The 14,808-nt window shown below is 59.7% G+C and carries 13 protein-coding genes and 1 pseudogene; 11 read left to right on the top strand and 3 right to left on the bottom strand.

The features are described from left to right. Positions 1 to 123 precede the first annotated feature (123 nt). The 7 genes and pseudogenes from EJA70_RS31335 to EJA70_RS04570 form a co-directional block, all read left to right on the top strand. Positions 124 to 846 (top strand): annotated as a pseudogene (locus EJA70_RS31335) (MCP four helix bundle domain-containing protein); the annotation flags it as partial. Positions 847 to 876: 30 nt separating this feature from the next. Further along, complete coding sequence (locus EJA70_RS31330) at positions 877 to 1,749, top strand: methyl-accepting chemotaxis protein (protein ID WP_371042268.1); 873 nt, start codon at positions 877 to 879, stop codon at positions 1,747 to 1,749. A 290-nt stretch (positions 1,750 to 2,039) separates the two neighbouring features. After that, a complete protein-coding gene (locus EJA70_RS04590) occupies positions 2,040 to 3,782 on the top strand; it encodes a potassium/proton antiporter (RefSeq protein ID WP_158829947.1) in 1,743 nt (580 codons plus the stop codon). Positions 3,783 to 3,816: 34 nt separating this feature from the next. After that, positions 3,817 to 7,170 (top strand): mechanosensitive channel MscK, encoded by a 3,354-nt coding sequence (mscK, locus tag EJA70_RS04585; RefSeq protein ID WP_158829946.1) that lies wholly within the window; start codon positions 3,817 to 3,819, stop codon positions 7,168 to 7,170. A gap of 48 nt (positions 7,171 to 7,218) precedes the next feature. After that, positions 7,219 to 8,682: a protein adenylyltransferase SelO gene (selO, locus tag EJA70_RS04580; protein WP_158829945.1), complete on the top strand. Its 1,464-nt coding sequence runs from the start codon at positions 7,219 to 7,221 to the stop codon at positions 8,680 to 8,682. 90 nt (positions 8,683 to 8,772) lie between these two features. Then, positions 8,773 to 9,933 (top strand): hypothetical protein, encoded by a 1,161-nt coding sequence (locus tag EJA70_RS04575; protein WP_158829944.1) that lies wholly within the window; start codon positions 8,773 to 8,775, stop codon positions 9,931 to 9,933. A gap of 32 nt (positions 9,934 to 9,965) precedes the next feature. After that, positions 9,966 to 10,457, top strand: a complete 492-nt coding sequence (locus tag EJA70_RS04570; protein WP_158829943.1) for a hypothetical protein — start codon at positions 9,966 to 9,968, stop codon at positions 10,455 to 10,457. Between the two features lie 19 nt (positions 10,458 to 10,476). Here EJA70_RS04570 and EJA70_RS04565 read toward each other — a convergent pair whose 3' ends face one another. Further along, the gene (locus EJA70_RS04565; protein WP_158829942.1) at positions 10,477 to 10,878 is read right to left on the bottom strand and encodes a type II toxin-antitoxin system HigA family antitoxin; all 402 of its coding nucleotides are present in this window, start codon (positions 10,876 to 10,878) and stop codon (positions 10,477 to 10,479) included. Further along, positions 10,875 to 11,171 carry a type II toxin-antitoxin system HigB family toxin gene (locus EJA70_RS04560; protein ID WP_158829941.1) on the bottom strand — a complete coding sequence of 99 codons (297 nt, stop codon included), beginning with the start codon at positions 11,169 to 11,171 and terminating at the stop codon, positions 10,875 to 10,877. The genes EJA70_RS04565 and EJA70_RS04560 overlap by 4 nt, the downstream gene beginning before the upstream one ends. 193 nt (positions 11,172 to 11,364) lie before the next feature. Here EJA70_RS04560 and trxC point away from each other — a divergent pair, with 193 nt between their 5' ends. Beyond that, entirely contained in the window at positions 11,365 to 11,799 is a 435-nt protein-coding gene (gene trxC / locus EJA70_RS04555; protein WP_158829940.1) for a thioredoxin TrxC, read from the top strand. A gap of 127 nt (positions 11,800 to 11,926) precedes the next feature. Here trxC and EJA70_RS04550 read toward each other — a convergent pair whose 3' ends face one another. Further along, a complete protein-coding gene (locus EJA70_RS04550) occupies positions 11,927 to 12,697 on the bottom strand; it encodes a ParA family protein (protein WP_008077595.1) in 771 nt (256 codons plus the stop codon). A gap of 356 nt (positions 12,698 to 13,053) precedes the next feature. On the opposite strand from EJA70_RS04550, the gene EJA70_RS04545 reads away from it, so the two are divergent. From EJA70_RS04545 to EJA70_RS04535, 3 genes are read left to right on the top strand one after another with little or no spacing between them, the layout of a single operon-like run. Then, entirely contained in the window at positions 13,054 to 13,779 is a 726-nt protein-coding gene (locus EJA70_RS04545; protein ID WP_008077597.1) for a beta-ketoacyl synthase chain length factor, read from the top strand. Beyond that, a complete protein-coding gene (locus EJA70_RS04540; RefSeq protein ID WP_008077599.1) occupies positions 13,755 to 14,564 on the top strand; it encodes a 1-acyl-sn-glycerol-3-phosphate acyltransferase in 810 nt (269 codons plus the stop codon). Before EJA70_RS04545 ends, EJA70_RS04540 begins: the two co-directional genes overlap by 25 nt. Then, complete coding sequence (locus EJA70_RS04535) at positions 14,545 to 14,805, top strand: phosphopantetheine-binding protein (RefSeq protein ID WP_158829939.1); 261 nt, start codon at positions 14,545 to 14,547, stop codon at positions 14,803 to 14,805. The genes EJA70_RS04540 and EJA70_RS04535 overlap by 20 nt, the downstream gene beginning before the upstream one ends. Positions 14,806 to 14,808: the final 3 nt, after the last annotated feature.

The following is a 14,808-nucleotide window of genomic DNA, read 5'->3' as shown; positions in this document are numbered from 1 at the left end:
TCGTCGATCAAGGCTGTCTGCGACAAATACGCACATGGACTAAAGAGTTCATTGGGCTGACCGATAAGTCACCCATACAGCAGTTTCAGCCCGCATGGACGCGGCCCTTCCTGGTATCCGCACATGTCCCTTCGCAATATGAATATCGCCCCTCGGGCGTTCACTGGCTTTGCCCTGATCGGCGGCCTGATGTTGATTCTTGGCGTGTTCGCCCTGAACCAGATGAGCAAAATCCGCGGCGCCGCCGAGGACATCTCGTCGAGCAGCGTGCCGAGCATCAAAAACCTCGACGAGTTCACCCAACTGACTCTGCGCCTGCGGGTGTTGTCGTACCGTTTGCTGGTCAACCGCGAACCGGACGTGCAGCAGAAGACCGTTGAGTTGCTGGACATGCGCAACCAGCAGATCCGCGCCGCTCAAACGGCCTACGAGCCACTGATCGGCAGCCCCGAGGAACGTTCGGCCTACGACCAGTACGTGCAATTGCTCGGTCAATACCGCCAGATCGAAGACCGCATGAAAAGCCTGTCGCGCAACAATCAGGTGGACGAGCTGCGTAACCTGCTCAACACCGAGTTGCTCAACAATTCCGAAGCGATGAACACCGTGCTCAACCGCCTGATGCAGATCAACGGCGAGCAGATCAGCGAGACCAATCAGCAAGCAGCCGATCAGTATTCGTCGGCGTTCGATCTGGTGGTGACGTTGCTGGTGATCGCGACCGGCCTGACCTTCCTCTTCGCCTGGTTGCTGACCTCCAGCATCACCAAGCCAATTTCCAAAGCACTGGACGCTGCGGAAACCATCGCCGAAGGCAACCTGACCCAGCCGATTCACGTCGATGGCAGCGACGAAGCCGGTCGCCTGCTGGCGGCGATGGCCAAGATGCAATCGAAACTGCGTGACACCCTGCAGCGGATTTCCGGTTCGGCCACGCAACTGGCGTCGGCAGCGGAAGAGCTGAACAGCGTCACCGATGAAAGCGCACGCGGCCTGACGCAGCAGAACAACGAAATCGAGCAAGCGGCCACCGCGGTCAATGAAATGACCAGCGCCGTGGAAGAAGTCGCACGCAACGCCGTGAGCACGTCGGAAGCCTCGAAGAACGCCACAACGTCGGCCGGTGACGGTCGTGATCTGGTTCAGGAAACGGTCAGCGCCATTGAACGCATGAGCGCCGATGTGCAGAGCACGGCCTCGTTGATCGGTGATCTGGCCAATGAGTCCCGTGACATCGGCAAGGTGCTCGACGTGATCCGTGGCCTGGCTGACCAGACCAACCTGCTGGCCCTGAACGCGGCGATCGAAGCGGCGCGTGCCGGTGAAGCCGGTCGTGGTTTTGCCGTGGTAGCGGATGAAGTGCGTGCCCTGGCGCACCGCACCCAGCAGTCGACCAGCGAAATCGAACGGATGATCGGCAGCATTCAGAGCGGCACCGAGCACGCCGTGGATTCGATGCGCAACAGCACCGAACGCGCCGAATCGACGCTGAACATCGCCCGTGGCGCCGGCATGTCGCTGGACACAATCAATACGGCGATCGTCGAGATCAACGAACGCAACCTGGTGATCGCCAGCGCGGCCGAAGAGCAGGCGCAAGTGGCGCGCGAAGTGGATCGCAACCTGGTGAACATTCGTGATTTGTCGGTGCAATCGGCGACCGGCGCGAACCAGACGAGCGCGGCGAGTAACGAGCTGTCGCGGCTGGCGCTGGATCTGAACAACATGGTTGGGCGTTTCAGCCTCTAATTGCTGAAGAAACTCCTTTGTGGCGAGGGGATTTATCCCCGATCGGCTGCGCAGCAGTCGTAAATCCCTCGCGCGAGGTGTATCTGATACACCTCGCACTCAGCATTTGGGGCGGCTTCGCCACCCAACGGGGATAAATCCCCTCGCCACAGTCATCACTCGGCAAACGTTCAATGTGATGCCAACGCAAAAAGCTTTTTGACAGCATCACATTTCAACAGGTTAGAATCGCTGGCACGCAGACTGCATGGTCAGTTTGCGCCCGTCTTTATGTCTCTGGAGTAGTGCCTTTGAATGCGACGACCATCAACAGCCTGTTCTTGATCGGCGCGTTGCTGGTAGGTGCAAGCATTCTCGTCAGTTCTCTCTCCTCCCGTCTCGGCATTCCGATTCTGGTCATTATTCTTGCGGTCGGCATGACCGCCGGGGTCGATGGCGGCGGGATCATTTTCGATAACTACCCGACGGCCTATCTGGTCGGCAACCTCGCACTGGCGGTGATCCTCCTCGACGGCGGCTTGCGCACGCGGGTGTCGAGTTTCCGCGTGGCGTTATGGCCGGCGCTATCGCTGGCCACGGTCGGGGTGTTGATCACCACCGGGCTGACCGGCATGGCGGCCGCATGGCTGTTCGACTTGAACCTGATTCAAGGCCTGCTGATCGGCGCCATCGTCGGCTCCACGGACGCCGCCGCGGTGTTCTCGCTGCTCGGCGGCAAAGGCCTGAACGAACGGGTTACGGCCAGCCTGGAAATCGAATCCGGCAGCAACGACCCGATGGCGGTGTTTCTCACCGTGACCCTGATCGACATGCTCGCCAGCGGCCAGACCGGCCTGCACTGGAGCCTGCTGACGCACCTGATCCGCGAATTCGGTATCGGCGGTGTGATCGGTCTCGGCGGCGGCTGGGTCATGCTGCAATTGGTCAACCGGATCAATCTGGCCAACGGTCTCTATCCGATTCTGGTCATTGCCGGCGGTCTGGTGGTGTTCGCCCTGACCAACGCCTTGCACGGCAGCGGCTTCCTTGCGGTGTATCTGTGCGGGCTGGTCATCGGCAACCGCCCGGTGCGCAGCCGTCACGGTATTTTGCACATGCTCGACGGCATGGCGTGGCTGGCGCAGATCGGCATGTTCCTGGTGCTGGGGCTGCTGGTAACGCCGCACGATTTGCTGCCGATTGCCCTGCCCGCCCTCGGCCTGGCGCTGTGGATGATTCTGTTTGCGCGGCCACTGTCGGTGATGGTCGGCCTGCTGCCGTTCAAGGCCTTCCACGGTCGCGAGAAAGCCTTTATTTCCTGGGTCGGCCTGCGTGGCGCAGTACCGATCATTCTGGCGGTGTTCCCGCTGATGGCCGGGCTGCCGAATGCGCAGCTGTACTTCAACCTCGCGTTCTTCATCGTGCTGGTGTCGCTGCTGGTGCAGGGCACGAGCCTGCCGTGGGTCGCCAAGCTGTTGAAAGTGACGGTACCGCCGGAGCCGGCGCCGATTTCCCGGGCGGCGCTGGAAGTTCACGTCACCAGCGAGTGGGAGTTGTTCGTTTATAAGCTCGGCGCGGAGAAATGGTGCATCGGTTCGCCCCTGCGCGAGCTGAAAATGCCCGAAGGCACGCGCATCGCGGCCCTGTTTCGTGGCCAGCAATTGCTCCATCCGTCGGGTAGTACGGTGCTGGAAGTCGATGATTTGCTGTGTGTTATCGGCCATGAACACAACTTGCCAGCGCTCGGAAAACTCTTCAGCCAAGCGCCGCAACGCGGTCTCGATCTGCGTTTCTTCGGCGACTTCGTGCTCGAAGGAGACGCCCAGCTTAAAGCGGTTGCAGCGCTTTACGGGTTGCCGGCTGAAGGCATTGATCCGGACATGACCCTGGGCACCTTCATCGCCCATAAAGTCGGTGGTGCACCGATCGTCGGTGACCAGGTGGAGTGGAACAATACCCACTGGACGGTCGCGGTCATGGACGGGAACAAGATTGGCAAAGTGGGCGTCAGATTCCCCGAAGGAAGTCGCCCGGGCCCCGGACTCTTCCTCTAAACTGCGTCCACTCTCACTTGCTTGACCGGTCTCTATGCCTACCCTGCGCTCCTTTTTCGCCGCGGCCCTGCTGGGCCTGAGTCTTACTGTCGGCCCGCTGTACGCCGCCGAACCGCCGTCCAGCGAAGCCGTACAGGCCAGCCTCGACAAGCTTGCCGACAGCAAACTGCCGGATGCCGACAAAAAGACCCTGCAATCCGTCCTGCAGAACACCCTCAATCAGCTGAACAACCAGCGTGATTACGAACAGAAGCTGATCGATCTCAAACAGCAACTGGCGACGGCGCCCAAGCAGACCATCGAAAACGCCCGCGAACTGACGCGTCTCAAGGCCACCGCCGTGGTGCCGGTGGCGCAGCGTTTCCCGCGCGAATCGATTCCGCAGTTGGAGCAGATCCTCACCGATCGCTCGACCCAGCAAAGTGACCTGCAAAAAGCCCTGGCCGACGCCAACAGCCTGATCATCACCGCGCAGACCCGCCCGGAGCGTGCGCAGGCGGAAATTTCCGCCAGCCAGACGCGCATTCAGCAGATCAACAACATCCTCAAGTCCGGCAAGGACGCGGGCAAGACCGTCAGCGCCGAGCAGCGCGACCAGTTGAACGCCGAGCTTGCCGCGCTGAATGCGCTGATCCCGCTGCGCCGTCAGGAACTGGCCGGCAACAGCCAGTTGCAGGATCTGGGCAATGCTCAGCATGACTTGCTCTCGGAGAAGTCCGACCGCCTCGACCGCGAGATTCAGGAACTGCAGACCCTGATCAACCAGAAGCGTCTGGCGCAATCGCAGGAAACCGTGACCCAGCAATCGATCGAAGCGCAGAAGGCCGGCGGCAGCAGCCTGCTCGCCAGCGAAAGCACGGCCAACCTCAAGCTCTCCGACTACCTGCTGAAAAGCACCGACCGCCTCAACGAAGTCACCCAGCAGAATCTGCAGACCAAGCAGCAACTCGATACCCTGACCCAGAGCGATTCGGCCCTCGACGAGCAGATCAACGTGCTCAAGGGCAGCCTGCTGCTGTCGAAGATTCTCTATAAACAGAAACAAGCCCTGCCGCGCCTCAAGGTCGACCGCGACCTGGCAGACCAGATCGCCGACATTCGTCTGTATCAGTTCGAAGTCAGCCAGCAACGCGAATTGCTCAGCAACCCGGCGACTTACGTCGACAACCTGCTGGCGACCCAGCCGCCGGAACAGATCACCCCGCAACTGCGCAAGAGCCTGCTCGATCTGGCCAATACCCGCGCCGACTTGCTGGAGCGCCTGAACCGCGAACTGAGCGCGGTGCTCAACGAATCGATCACCCTGCAACTCAATCAGAAACAACTGCTGAGCACCGCGCAAAGCCTGCGCGCGACCCTCGATGAGCAGATGTTCTGGATCCCCAGCAACAAGCCACTGGACGTGGAGTGGATGCGCGGTGTGCCGGAGCGTCTGAAGCGGCAGGTCGACACACTGCCGTGGGCATCCAGCCTGAGTGAGCTGACCGACGGCCTGACCCAGCGCCCGCTATTGTTCCTGCCCCTGGCATTGCTGATCGGCGCGCTGCTGTGGCGTCGCAAAAGTCTCTACGGGAAACTCAACAAGGTTCACCAGGACATTGGTCACTTCAAACGTGACAGCCAATGGCACACGCCGCAGGCGATCCTGATCAATATTCTGCTGGCGATGCCAGTAGCCTTGGGTCTGGCGCTGTGTGGTCTGGCCCTGCAGATCGACGCCCGGGGACAAAACGCCAACATGGGCGCGGCACTCCTGCAAATGGGTCAGGCGTGGCTGGTGTTCTACACCGCTTACCGGATCCTGGCGCCGGGCGGCGTGGCGGAACTGCACTTTCGCTGGGAAAAACCCCAGGTCGAATTCCTCCAGGGCTGGGTCCGTCGACTGGGGCTCGTGGTTCTGGCCTTGGTGGCGGTGGTCGCCGTGGCCGAATTGCAACCGGCGGCATTGGCCGACGACGTGCTGGGCATGCCGGTGGTGCTGATTTGCTACGCCTTGATGGCGTGGCTGCTCAGTCGTCTGCTGATCAGCAGCCCGGCCCACGAAAACGCCTCGCTGTTCCGTAAAGTGGTGGGCGTGATGTTCACCTTGCTACCCATCGCCCTGTTTGTGGCGGTGTGCTTCGGTTACTACTACACCGCGCTGAAACTCAGTGACCGCTTGATCAACACCCTGTACCTGCTGATGTTCTGGCTGGTGATCGAAGCGACTTTCGTCCGAGGCCTGAGTGTCGCCGCGCGTCGCCTGGCCTATCAGCGCGCCCTGGCCAAACGTCAGGCGGCGAAAGAAGCCGGCGACGGCGAAGCGGTGATCGAAGAGCCGACCCTGGACATCGAAAAGGTCAACGAACAGTCCCTGCGCCTGATCCGTCTGGCCCTGCTCGGCGGTTTCATCGCCGCGCTGTACTGGGTCTGGTCGGACCTGATTTCGGTGTTCTCGTACCTCGACAACATCACCCTCTACGAATACACCAGCGGCACCGGCGCCAACATGAGCATGGTGCCGATCAGCATCGGCGACATGCTCGGCGCGCTGATCATCATCGGCATCACGTTCGCCCTCGCGCGCAACTTGCCGGGTCTGCTTGAAGTGTTCGTGTTGTCGAAGCTGAATCTGGCGCAGGGCAGTGCCTATGCGACCACGACGCTGCTGTCGTATGTGATCGCCGGTGTCGGTTTCGTCTCGACCCTGTCGACGCTTGGCGTCAGCTGGGACAAGTTGCAATGGCTGGTGGCGGCACTGTCGGTCGGTCTCGGTTTCGGTATGCAGGAGATCTTCGCCAACTTCATCTCCGGCATCATGATCCTCTTCGAACGCCCGGTACGGATCGGTGACACCATCACCATCGGCAACCTCTCGGGCACGGTGAGCAAGATCCGCATCCGCGCCACGACCATCACCGACTTCGACCGCAAGGACATCATTGTCCCGAACAAGACGTTCATCACCGGGCAACTGATCAACTGGTCGCTGACCGACACCATCACCCGCGTCACGCTGAAACTCGGCGTCGACTACGGTTCCGATCTCGATCTGGTCAAGGAACTGCTGCTCAAGGCTGCCCGCGAGAACCCGCGCGTGCTCAAAGAACCCGAGCCGCACGTGTACTTCCTCAACTTCGGCGAAAGCACCCTCGACCACGAATTGCGCATGCACGTGCGCGACCTTGGCGACCGTAACCCGGTGCTCGATGAGGTCAACCGCTTCATCAATCGCGAGTTCAAGAAGCAGCACATCAACATCTCGTTCCGCCAGATGGAGGTTTACCTGAAGAACCTGCACGGCCAGGAATACAAGTTGGTGCCGATCGAGGCGGACGCGAAAACCATCGTGGCGGTGCCTGACGAGCAAAAACCGCTGCAAGAGCCGCCGTCGAGCAAACTCGACTAACCGGTCTATTCCCAGCAGAATGCTCGGACATTCTGCTGGAGCCGGCCCTTGAAAGCCCTCGACGAACTGACCTTCGACAATCGCTTCGCCCGCCTAGGCGACGCGTTCTCCGCCCACGTGCTGCCCGAGCCGATCGACAATCCGCGCCTGGTCGTCGCCAGCCCGGCAGCCCTGGCCTTGCTGGATCTCGATCCGGCGACCGCTGAAACACAGGAATTTGCCGAACTGTTTGGCGGCCACAAACTGTGGGCCGATGCCGAGCCGCGCGCGATGGTCTATTCCGGGCATCAATTCGGCGGCTACACGCCGCAATTGGGTGATGGTCGCGGTTTGCTGCTGGGCGAGGTCTACAACGCAGCCGGCGAGCACTGGGACTTGCACCTCAAGGGCGCCGGGCAGACACCGTTTTCGCGCATGGGCGACGGTCGTGCGGTGCTGCGCTCATCGATCCGCGAGTTCCTCGCTTCCGAAGCCTTGTACGCGCTGAACATTCCGTCCTCGCGGGCAGCCTGCGTGATCGGCTCCGACACCCCGGTCTGGCGCGAAAAGCAGGAACGCGCGGCGATGGTGCTGCGTCTGGCACCGAGCCACATCCGCTTCGGCCACTTCGAATATTTCTACTACACCAAGCGCCCGGAGCAGCAGAAGCAACTCGGCGAGCACGTGCTGGCCATGCATTTTCCGGAATGCCTTGAGCAGCCGGAACCGTATCTGGCGATGTTCCGCGAGATCGTCGAGCGCAACGCCGAACTGATCGCCAAGTGGCAGGCCTACGGCTTCTGCCACGGCGTGATGAACACTGACAACATGTCGATTCTTGGCATCACCTTTGACTTCGGCCCGTTCGCTTTCCTCGATGATTTCGACGCCAACTTCATCTGCAACCATTCAGATGATCAGGGCCGTTATTCATTCAGCAATCAGGTGCCGGTCGGCCAATGGAACCTCAGCGCGCTGGCGCAGGCGTTGACACCGTTTATCAGTGTCGAAGCCCTGCGCGAAACGCTGGGTTTGTATCTGCCGCTGTTTCAGGCGCACTACCTGGACTTGATGCGCCGACGCTTTGGTTTCACCACGACTGAAGACGATGACCAGAAGCTGCTGGAAGACTTGCTGCAACTGATGCAGAACAGCGGCGTCGACTACACACTGTTTTTCCGCCGACTTGGCGAAGAGTCAGCCGAACAAGCCGTAGTCCGTTTGCGCGACGATTTCGTCGACATCAAGGGTTTTGATGCTTGGGGCGAGCGCTACATCGTCCGGGTTGCCCGCGATGGCGACGCCGATCAAGAGCAGCGCCGAGCGCGGATGCACGCGGTGAATCCGCTGTACATCCTGCGCAATTATCTGGCGCAAAAGGCTATTGATGCGGCGGAACAAGGGGATTACGCCGAGGTACGCCGACTGCATGCGGTGCTGAGCAAACCGTTTGAGGAGCAGCCGGGGATGGAGGGTTATGCGGAGCGGCCACCGGAGTGGGGCAAGCATTTGGAGATCAGTTGTTCGTCATAAGTCATTGTCTGTGACGAAACCTGGCATTTCTGCTTCATAAAATACCGCTGCGCATCGGACATCGCGGCAATACAGGACAAGGACGTTTCCGTGGCAGGTTGGCTTTCCGTTGGCATCACGCTGTTCCAGGCGCTTTCATTGCTTTTTTACATCGGCGGTATCTGGGCCTGCCAGTTCAGGCTGAATGCGCTGCGCCGTAATGAACCGTTGCGCTGTGCAACGATAGAGGAGCAACGCTTACTCGCTCTCTACTATCCGAAGGAAACGTTCGACCGCGACGTTCACTTGATCAACGGATGCCATCGAAAAACCGGCACCATGAAAGACCAGACTGGCATGGACCGCATCGCCGAGCTGCCGGTGTTTCTGCCTGAACTGGCCTTGAAATTCCTGAAAAAAGAAGGCAACAACCGCGCTGAAGTCATCTGCGGCAAGAAGCGCGCGTATGTGATCCGTTTGAACGACGACTACCACATCGAAGCCTTAGCGCTGCGTGTCGAAACAGCCCAGAGAGTGTCTGCTCAATGGAAGTTCGGCATTCCAGGCCCCTGCCTCGAAGACGAGGAGACGCTGATCCTGGGCCAACGGCGCACCACCAAACAAGAGCGACGCCGCCTCGCCTATGAGATGAATGAGCACATGCCCTGCATCAGACGATTGCTGGGCTCATGCGCTGTTGTCGCGAGCGTGTTGCTGTTCTGGACAATGGCCTTCGGGTGGCTGACCGCCAAGGAATGGTTTGTCCCTTTCTTCTTCATTGCCATTACAGGCTTGCTGCCCATGGTCATGGAAAAGCATCGACCCCGTGAGAAGGTCAACCGGGTTCAAGGTGTTTACCGCAAGGCACCGGACGTGGGAATGACCATCGGCAAAAGACGCATATACGCCGAATCATCGGCCTGGCAACAAATCACCGACCACCTCAAGGAAGGTCAGACCGTCATTGCGCATATCACCGTCAACGCTGATAAGGGCTGGTATGACTGGGTGCTCAACGTAGAAGGTCTGCCTGACACCTACGCGGGCTGGCGCTACCAGGAACACGAAAAGTGGCTCGGCAACGCCGTGATGTGCGGGCTGCTCGCGCTTTCATGGTTCGTCGCGCATCTGTCTTACCCTGAAGTGGATCGCAGCAATGCCCAGGCGTGGATCGAATATGCCAGCGGCGGGCTGTGCATCGCTTATGGCATCAACCTGATCAGACGTCTGTGGCAACGTCGGCCAGTGTCCGATCGTTTGAGTACTTCGTGATGGGGAAGGCAGAGTTTGAACTGATTGCACTGATGACCCTCGTCGTCCTACTCATCGCACCGGCGGTGATATTTCTCTGGAAACTAGTTGCCCTGTCCTGGTCGACCCGCCGGTTTATCGCCAACACCCAGCCGTGCCGCGAATTGAACGATGCCGAGAGAGCCGCGCTGGCCTTTATGGACAGTCGCGCGATCGGCTTCATTCATATGGTCGGCACGACCGTCCTGCCCTTCCGCGAACTGGAGACTGCCCAAGGCAAAGCGGCCGGGGTCTACACCCTGCGCGGCCCATTGAAGATCTCCGGTTACAACTCGCAATGGGGCGGGGAAGTGCACTACTCGATACAGCGCGTTGCAGTGTTCATGGCGCTGGATCAGTTGACGGACTTCACCCGCGAACACAACACGGTCGAAGTGGCCTTTTGCAAGAACGTCGGCATCGTCCTGACCTGTAACGACAGTTACTCATTGGTCGATGCAAGCGCCGCGTTGAAGCAACGAATGTTTGGCGCAGGAGCGCAATAGCAAGTGATAAACGCCTGGCTTAGATAAACACGTCTACGGGCACACCAAAGCGCTCGGCCAGCCAGCGGATCTGGCGCAGGTTGAGCTTGCGTTTGCCATTGAGGATTTCCGATACGACCGATTGCGTTCCGACGCCAGGCAGATCGCTCTGAGTCAGGCCGTGTTCGCGCATCATATAGCCGAGAACCTCCTCACCACTGGCTTGGGCCATCGGGTGATGGGTGTGATCCCACTCTTCGATCCAGTCCCCGATGATATCGACCAGGCTCATCAACGGATGCGACTCATCATCGCCGGTCATCTCAAGCAACTCGTCGACTGCCCGCACCAGGGCGTCGTAGTCCTCTTCGTTCTTTGGTTTGCGCAACAATGGAGAAACAAACTCCCAGTGCTCGGCAACCGTTCTGATCAAAGCATTCATACGCTTTTCTCCTTCCACTTACCGCGCTCATATTCACGGTGATCCATTACATGCTTTATGTAGAGACGCTGGGATCGGTAACTGACAAAGGCGATCAGCCTGAGTTTGTTACCACCGATGTCGAAGACGTGAAACTCACCCACCTTGTCAGTTGCAGGAAATATCGATTTCATCGCCGAGAAGTCTTTTGGACAGGTCCTACTTGCCAGACGAAACCACTGCGCCAACGCGCTTGCTGCCTGCGGCCACTGCTCCTTGGCCTCTCGAATGGGTTTTTCACTGAACACATGCATGCAACATCCTTATCGCATTCTGCTATGGGGAGTTAATCACAAACCAAAATTATCGCAAGTTGCGATAACGATAGGCAGACCAGTGGCCGCGCTCACTCCTCTCAGCCTAGATTCAACGTCGAACACTGCACGATTGAAAATATGAGCAAACGTCTCCAATTAGCTGTTATCCGCTCTTAACTGGAACTCGATCATGTCCGACCCACTCCTCATTCCCTGCCCCTCCTGCAACGGCCTCAACCGCATCCCCGCCGAGCGCCTCGCCGATCAACCCAAGTGCGGACGCTGCAAATCCGCAGTCCTGCTGAGCAAGCCTTTCGAACTCAAGCAAGGCGATTACGCCAGTCAGATCGAGGGCGATCTGCCGTTGTTGGTGGATGTCTGGGCGGATTGGTGCGGGCCGTGCAAGTCGTTTGCGCCAGTGTTCGAGCAGGCGGCGGCACAGTTGGCGGGCAAGTGTCGGTTGGCCAAGCTCGACAGCGAGGCGAATCAGCAGTTGTCGGCGCAGTTGGGGATTCGCTCGATTCCGAGTCTGATTCTGTTCAAGAACGGCCGCGAGGTGGCGCGGCAGAGTGGCGCATTCCCGCTGCCGCAATTGATGGCGTGGCTGCGTAGCCAGGGCATCTGACCCACCACCGAACCTTGTGGAAGCTGGCTTGCCAGCGATTGCGGTGGATCAGTCACTAGAGATACTGAATCTTCCGACCTCATCGCTGGCAAGCCAGCTCCCACAGGAATGGGGGGGTTGCGAAAGATCAATGGTCTTCGAGCAGGTTGTGCAATTCGACGAATTGTTGGGTCAGCTTGTGGCGCGGATCGAGGTGGATCAGCGGCGTGCTGGCCTGGTGCGACTCGCGCATGCGCACCGAACTGGTCAGGTACACCGGCAGCACCGGCAATCCTTCGGCAATCAGCTCGTCGAGAATCTGTTGCGGCAGGCTGGCGCGGGCCTGGAACTGGTTGACCACGATGCCTTCGACTTCCAGGCCTTCGTTGTGGTCATCTTTCAGTTCCTCGATTTCAGCCATCAAACCGTATAGCGCCTGACGCGAGAAGCTGTCGCAATCGAAGGGAATCAGCACTCGATCAGCAGCAATCAGCGCTGATACCGCGTAAAAATTCAGCGCCGGCGGCGTATCCAGGTAAATCCGGTCGTAATCTTCGGCCAACTCATCGAGCAACTTTCGCAGCTTGTTGATCTTGTGCTTGGCCTCAAGCTTGGGCTGCAAGTCGGCCAGTTCGGCGGTGGCGGTGATGATATGAAGGTTGTCGAACGGGGTTTCGTAGATATCCGCCTGGTTCTTCTTCGAGAACGGCCCCGAGGACAGCGTCTGCTTGAAGAAGTCGGCAATGCCCATCGGGATGTCGTCGCCAGTGAGCCCGGTCAGATACTGAGTGGAGTTGGCCTGGGCATCGAGATCCACCAACAGCGTGCGATAACCCTCGCTGGCGCTGACCGCCGCCAGATTGCAGGCAATGCTGGATTTGCCTACACCACCTTTCTGATTGAACACCACGCGCCGCATGACAAAACCTCCGTGTATCAAAGAATGACCGAGTGTAGATGCGCGCGACCTCGCTTCGCTACCTTCTCGGACATGGACTACAGGGTCAGGTGCAAATATCCACAGACTGACGGCGTAAAAACTGCCTTTGATCGACGAGATGGCCGACAGACAGGCCGCTGATAATCTGGATAATGGCCAAGTGACAGTTTTTTCGCGAACCAATCGGTACATTTCGTTGGGCAAAATGTAACCAGCATTTGCTACACACTCCTCGCACCGGGATAATGCGCGCCACCCGGCGCCCAGCGCCACGTCAAGCCTGCTGCGGCTCCGGCGACTCAACGCGTCAACAAATGCCCGCAGGGGCGGGATGAATGTCCGTGATCAACTTCAACATCGCCCAATGGCGCGCGTGGGCTCCCGGGCTCGACAGCGTGGACGCCTGGCAGGCCTGGAGCCGACAGCCGGTGGTGCTCCAGCGCAGTGATGCCGCGCCCGATGTGTCGTTTTTGCCGGCCATGCAACGCCGCCGTCTCAGTCGCCTGGCACGCATGGCTTTCAGCGTGGGCTGGCCGCTCGCCGACGGACGGGACAACCTGCCGCTGGTATTCGTTTCCCGTCATGGAGAAACCCCGCGCACCTACGAGATCCTCAGCGATCTGGCGACCCATCAGCCACTGTCTCCAACCCAGTTCAGCCTGTCGGTGCATAACGCGATCATTGGCCTGTGGTCGATCATGCGCGGCGAAACCAGCGAAATGACCGCCCTCGCCGCCGCAGGCGACGGCCTTGAACACGGCATGCTCGAAGCGGCGGCGCTACTCAATGAAGGCGCGCCGGCGGTGCTGCTGGTGATCACCGAAGAACAACCGCCCGAGGCCTATTCGCAGTGGATCGATGACGTGCCGTTTCCCTACGCGCTCGGCCTGTTGCTCACCCCCGGTACCGACTGGCGGCTGACCCTGAACAGCACTACAGAAGCACTGTCCAAAACGCACTGGCCCCACGCGCTCAATCTGCTGCGAACCCTGCTCGGCCAGCAAACCCTTTGCCAACATGCCTGGAAAAATCGTCTATGGACCTGGCAACGCAGCCCGTGACCGAGAAAAACCGCGACGCCTATTACTGGCGGTTGCTGGCCACCGCCGCAAGCTTCGCCCTGTTCGGGCTCGGCGGGCTGTGCCTGCGCCTCGTGGTGTTCCCGATCCTCGGCTGCCTGCCCGGCGATGCCTTGGCTCACCGCCGGCGCGCGCGGCAGATGGTCAGTCGGCTGTTCTGGTTTTTTGTCCGGTTCATGGCCCGCACAGGCGTGCTGACTTACGACATTCAAGGCGCCGAACGCCTTGGCCGTCCGGGACAGATGATCATTGCCAACCACCCGTCGCTGATCGACGTGGTGTTTCTCATCGGCCTGGTGCGCCAGGCCAATTGCGTGGTGAAGAAAAGCCTGTGGGAAAACCCCTTCACCCGCGGCCCGCTGCGCAGCACCGAATACATCAGTAACGACGGCAGCATGGACATGCTCGACGCTGCCGCCGAGTCCCTGCAAAACGGCCAGACCCTGATCATTTTTCCCGAGGGCACGCGTACTCAGCCGGGACAGGCACCGGCCTTTCATCGGGGCGCCGCGGCGATTGCCTTGCGCGGTGCGAAAATCCTCACGCCGGTGATCATCAAGGTCAGCCCGACCACCCTGACCAAAGCCGAACCCTGGTATCGGATCCCTCATCGCCGCGTGCACTTCAGTTTTCGTGTCGGGGCCGATATAGACCCACAGACTTTCGCTGCGCAGGGGCCTGCACCGCAGGCATCGCGCAAGCTCAATGACTATTTGCATACCTACTTCATCAAGGAGCTCGCCGAAGATGAGCGAACTACACCGTGACATCAAATTGCTGATCATCGACGCCCTCGGCCTTGAAGACATCAGCGCCGACGACATCGGCGACGACCAGACGCTGTTCGGCGAAGGCCTGGGCCTGGATTCCGTCGACGCGCTGGAACTGGGTCTGGCGATCCAGAAAAAGTACGGCATCAAGATCGACGCCGACGCCAAAGACACCCGCAACCATTTCACCAACGTGGCCAGCCTTGCGGCGTTCGTCACGGCCAAACAGGCAGCTTGAGAC

The sequence above is a fragment of the Pseudomonas sp. PB103 genome (assembly GCF_009764635.1).
Lineage (GTDB): Bacteria > Pseudomonadota > Gammaproteobacteria > Pseudomonadales > Pseudomonadaceae > Aquipseudomonas.
The sequence above is the reverse complement of the archived record's forward strand: the minus strand, read 5'-3'. Positions and strand labels throughout refer to the sequence as shown.

What these genes read in the sequence shown, in the direction of transcription:
- EJA70_RS31330 (WP_371042268.1), top strand. Translation starts at nt 877, where the DNA reads ATGGCCAAGATGCAATCGAAACTGCGTGACACCCTGCAGCGGATTTCC.
- mscK (WP_158829946.1), top strand. Translation starts at nt 3,817, where the DNA reads ATGCCTACCCTGCGCTCCTTTTTCGCCGCGGCCCTGCTGGGCCTGAGT.
- EJA70_RS04570 (WP_158829943.1), top strand. Translation starts at nt 9,966, where the DNA reads ATGACCCTCGTCGTCCTACTCATCGCACCGGCGGTGATATTTCTCTGG.
- EJA70_RS04565 (WP_158829942.1), bottom strand. Translation starts at nt 10,878, where the DNA reads ATGAATGCTTTGATCAGAACGGTTGCCGAGCACTGGGAGTTTGTTTCT.
- EJA70_RS04560 (WP_158829941.1), bottom strand. Translation starts at nt 11,171, where the DNA reads ATGCATGTGTTCAGTGAAAAACCCATTCGAGAGGCCAAGGAGCAGTGG.
- trxC (WP_158829940.1), top strand. Translation starts at nt 11,365, where the DNA reads ATGTCCGACCCACTCCTCATTCCCTGCCCCTCCTGCAACGGCCTCAAC.
- EJA70_RS04550 (WP_008077595.1), bottom strand. Translation starts at nt 12,697, where the DNA reads ATGCGGCGCGTGGTGTTCAATCAGAAAGGTGGTGTAGGCAAATCCAGC.
- EJA70_RS04545 (WP_008077597.1), top strand. Translation starts at nt 13,054, where the DNA reads ATGTCCGTGATCAACTTCAACATCGCCCAATGGCGCGCGTGGGCTCCC.
- EJA70_RS04540 (WP_008077599.1), top strand. Translation starts at nt 13,755, where the DNA reads ATGGACCTGGCAACGCAGCCCGTGACCGAGAAAAACCGCGACGCCTAT.
- EJA70_RS04535 (WP_158829939.1), top strand. Translation starts at nt 14,545, where the DNA reads ATGAGCGAACTACACCGTGACATCAAATTGCTGATCATCGACGCCCTC.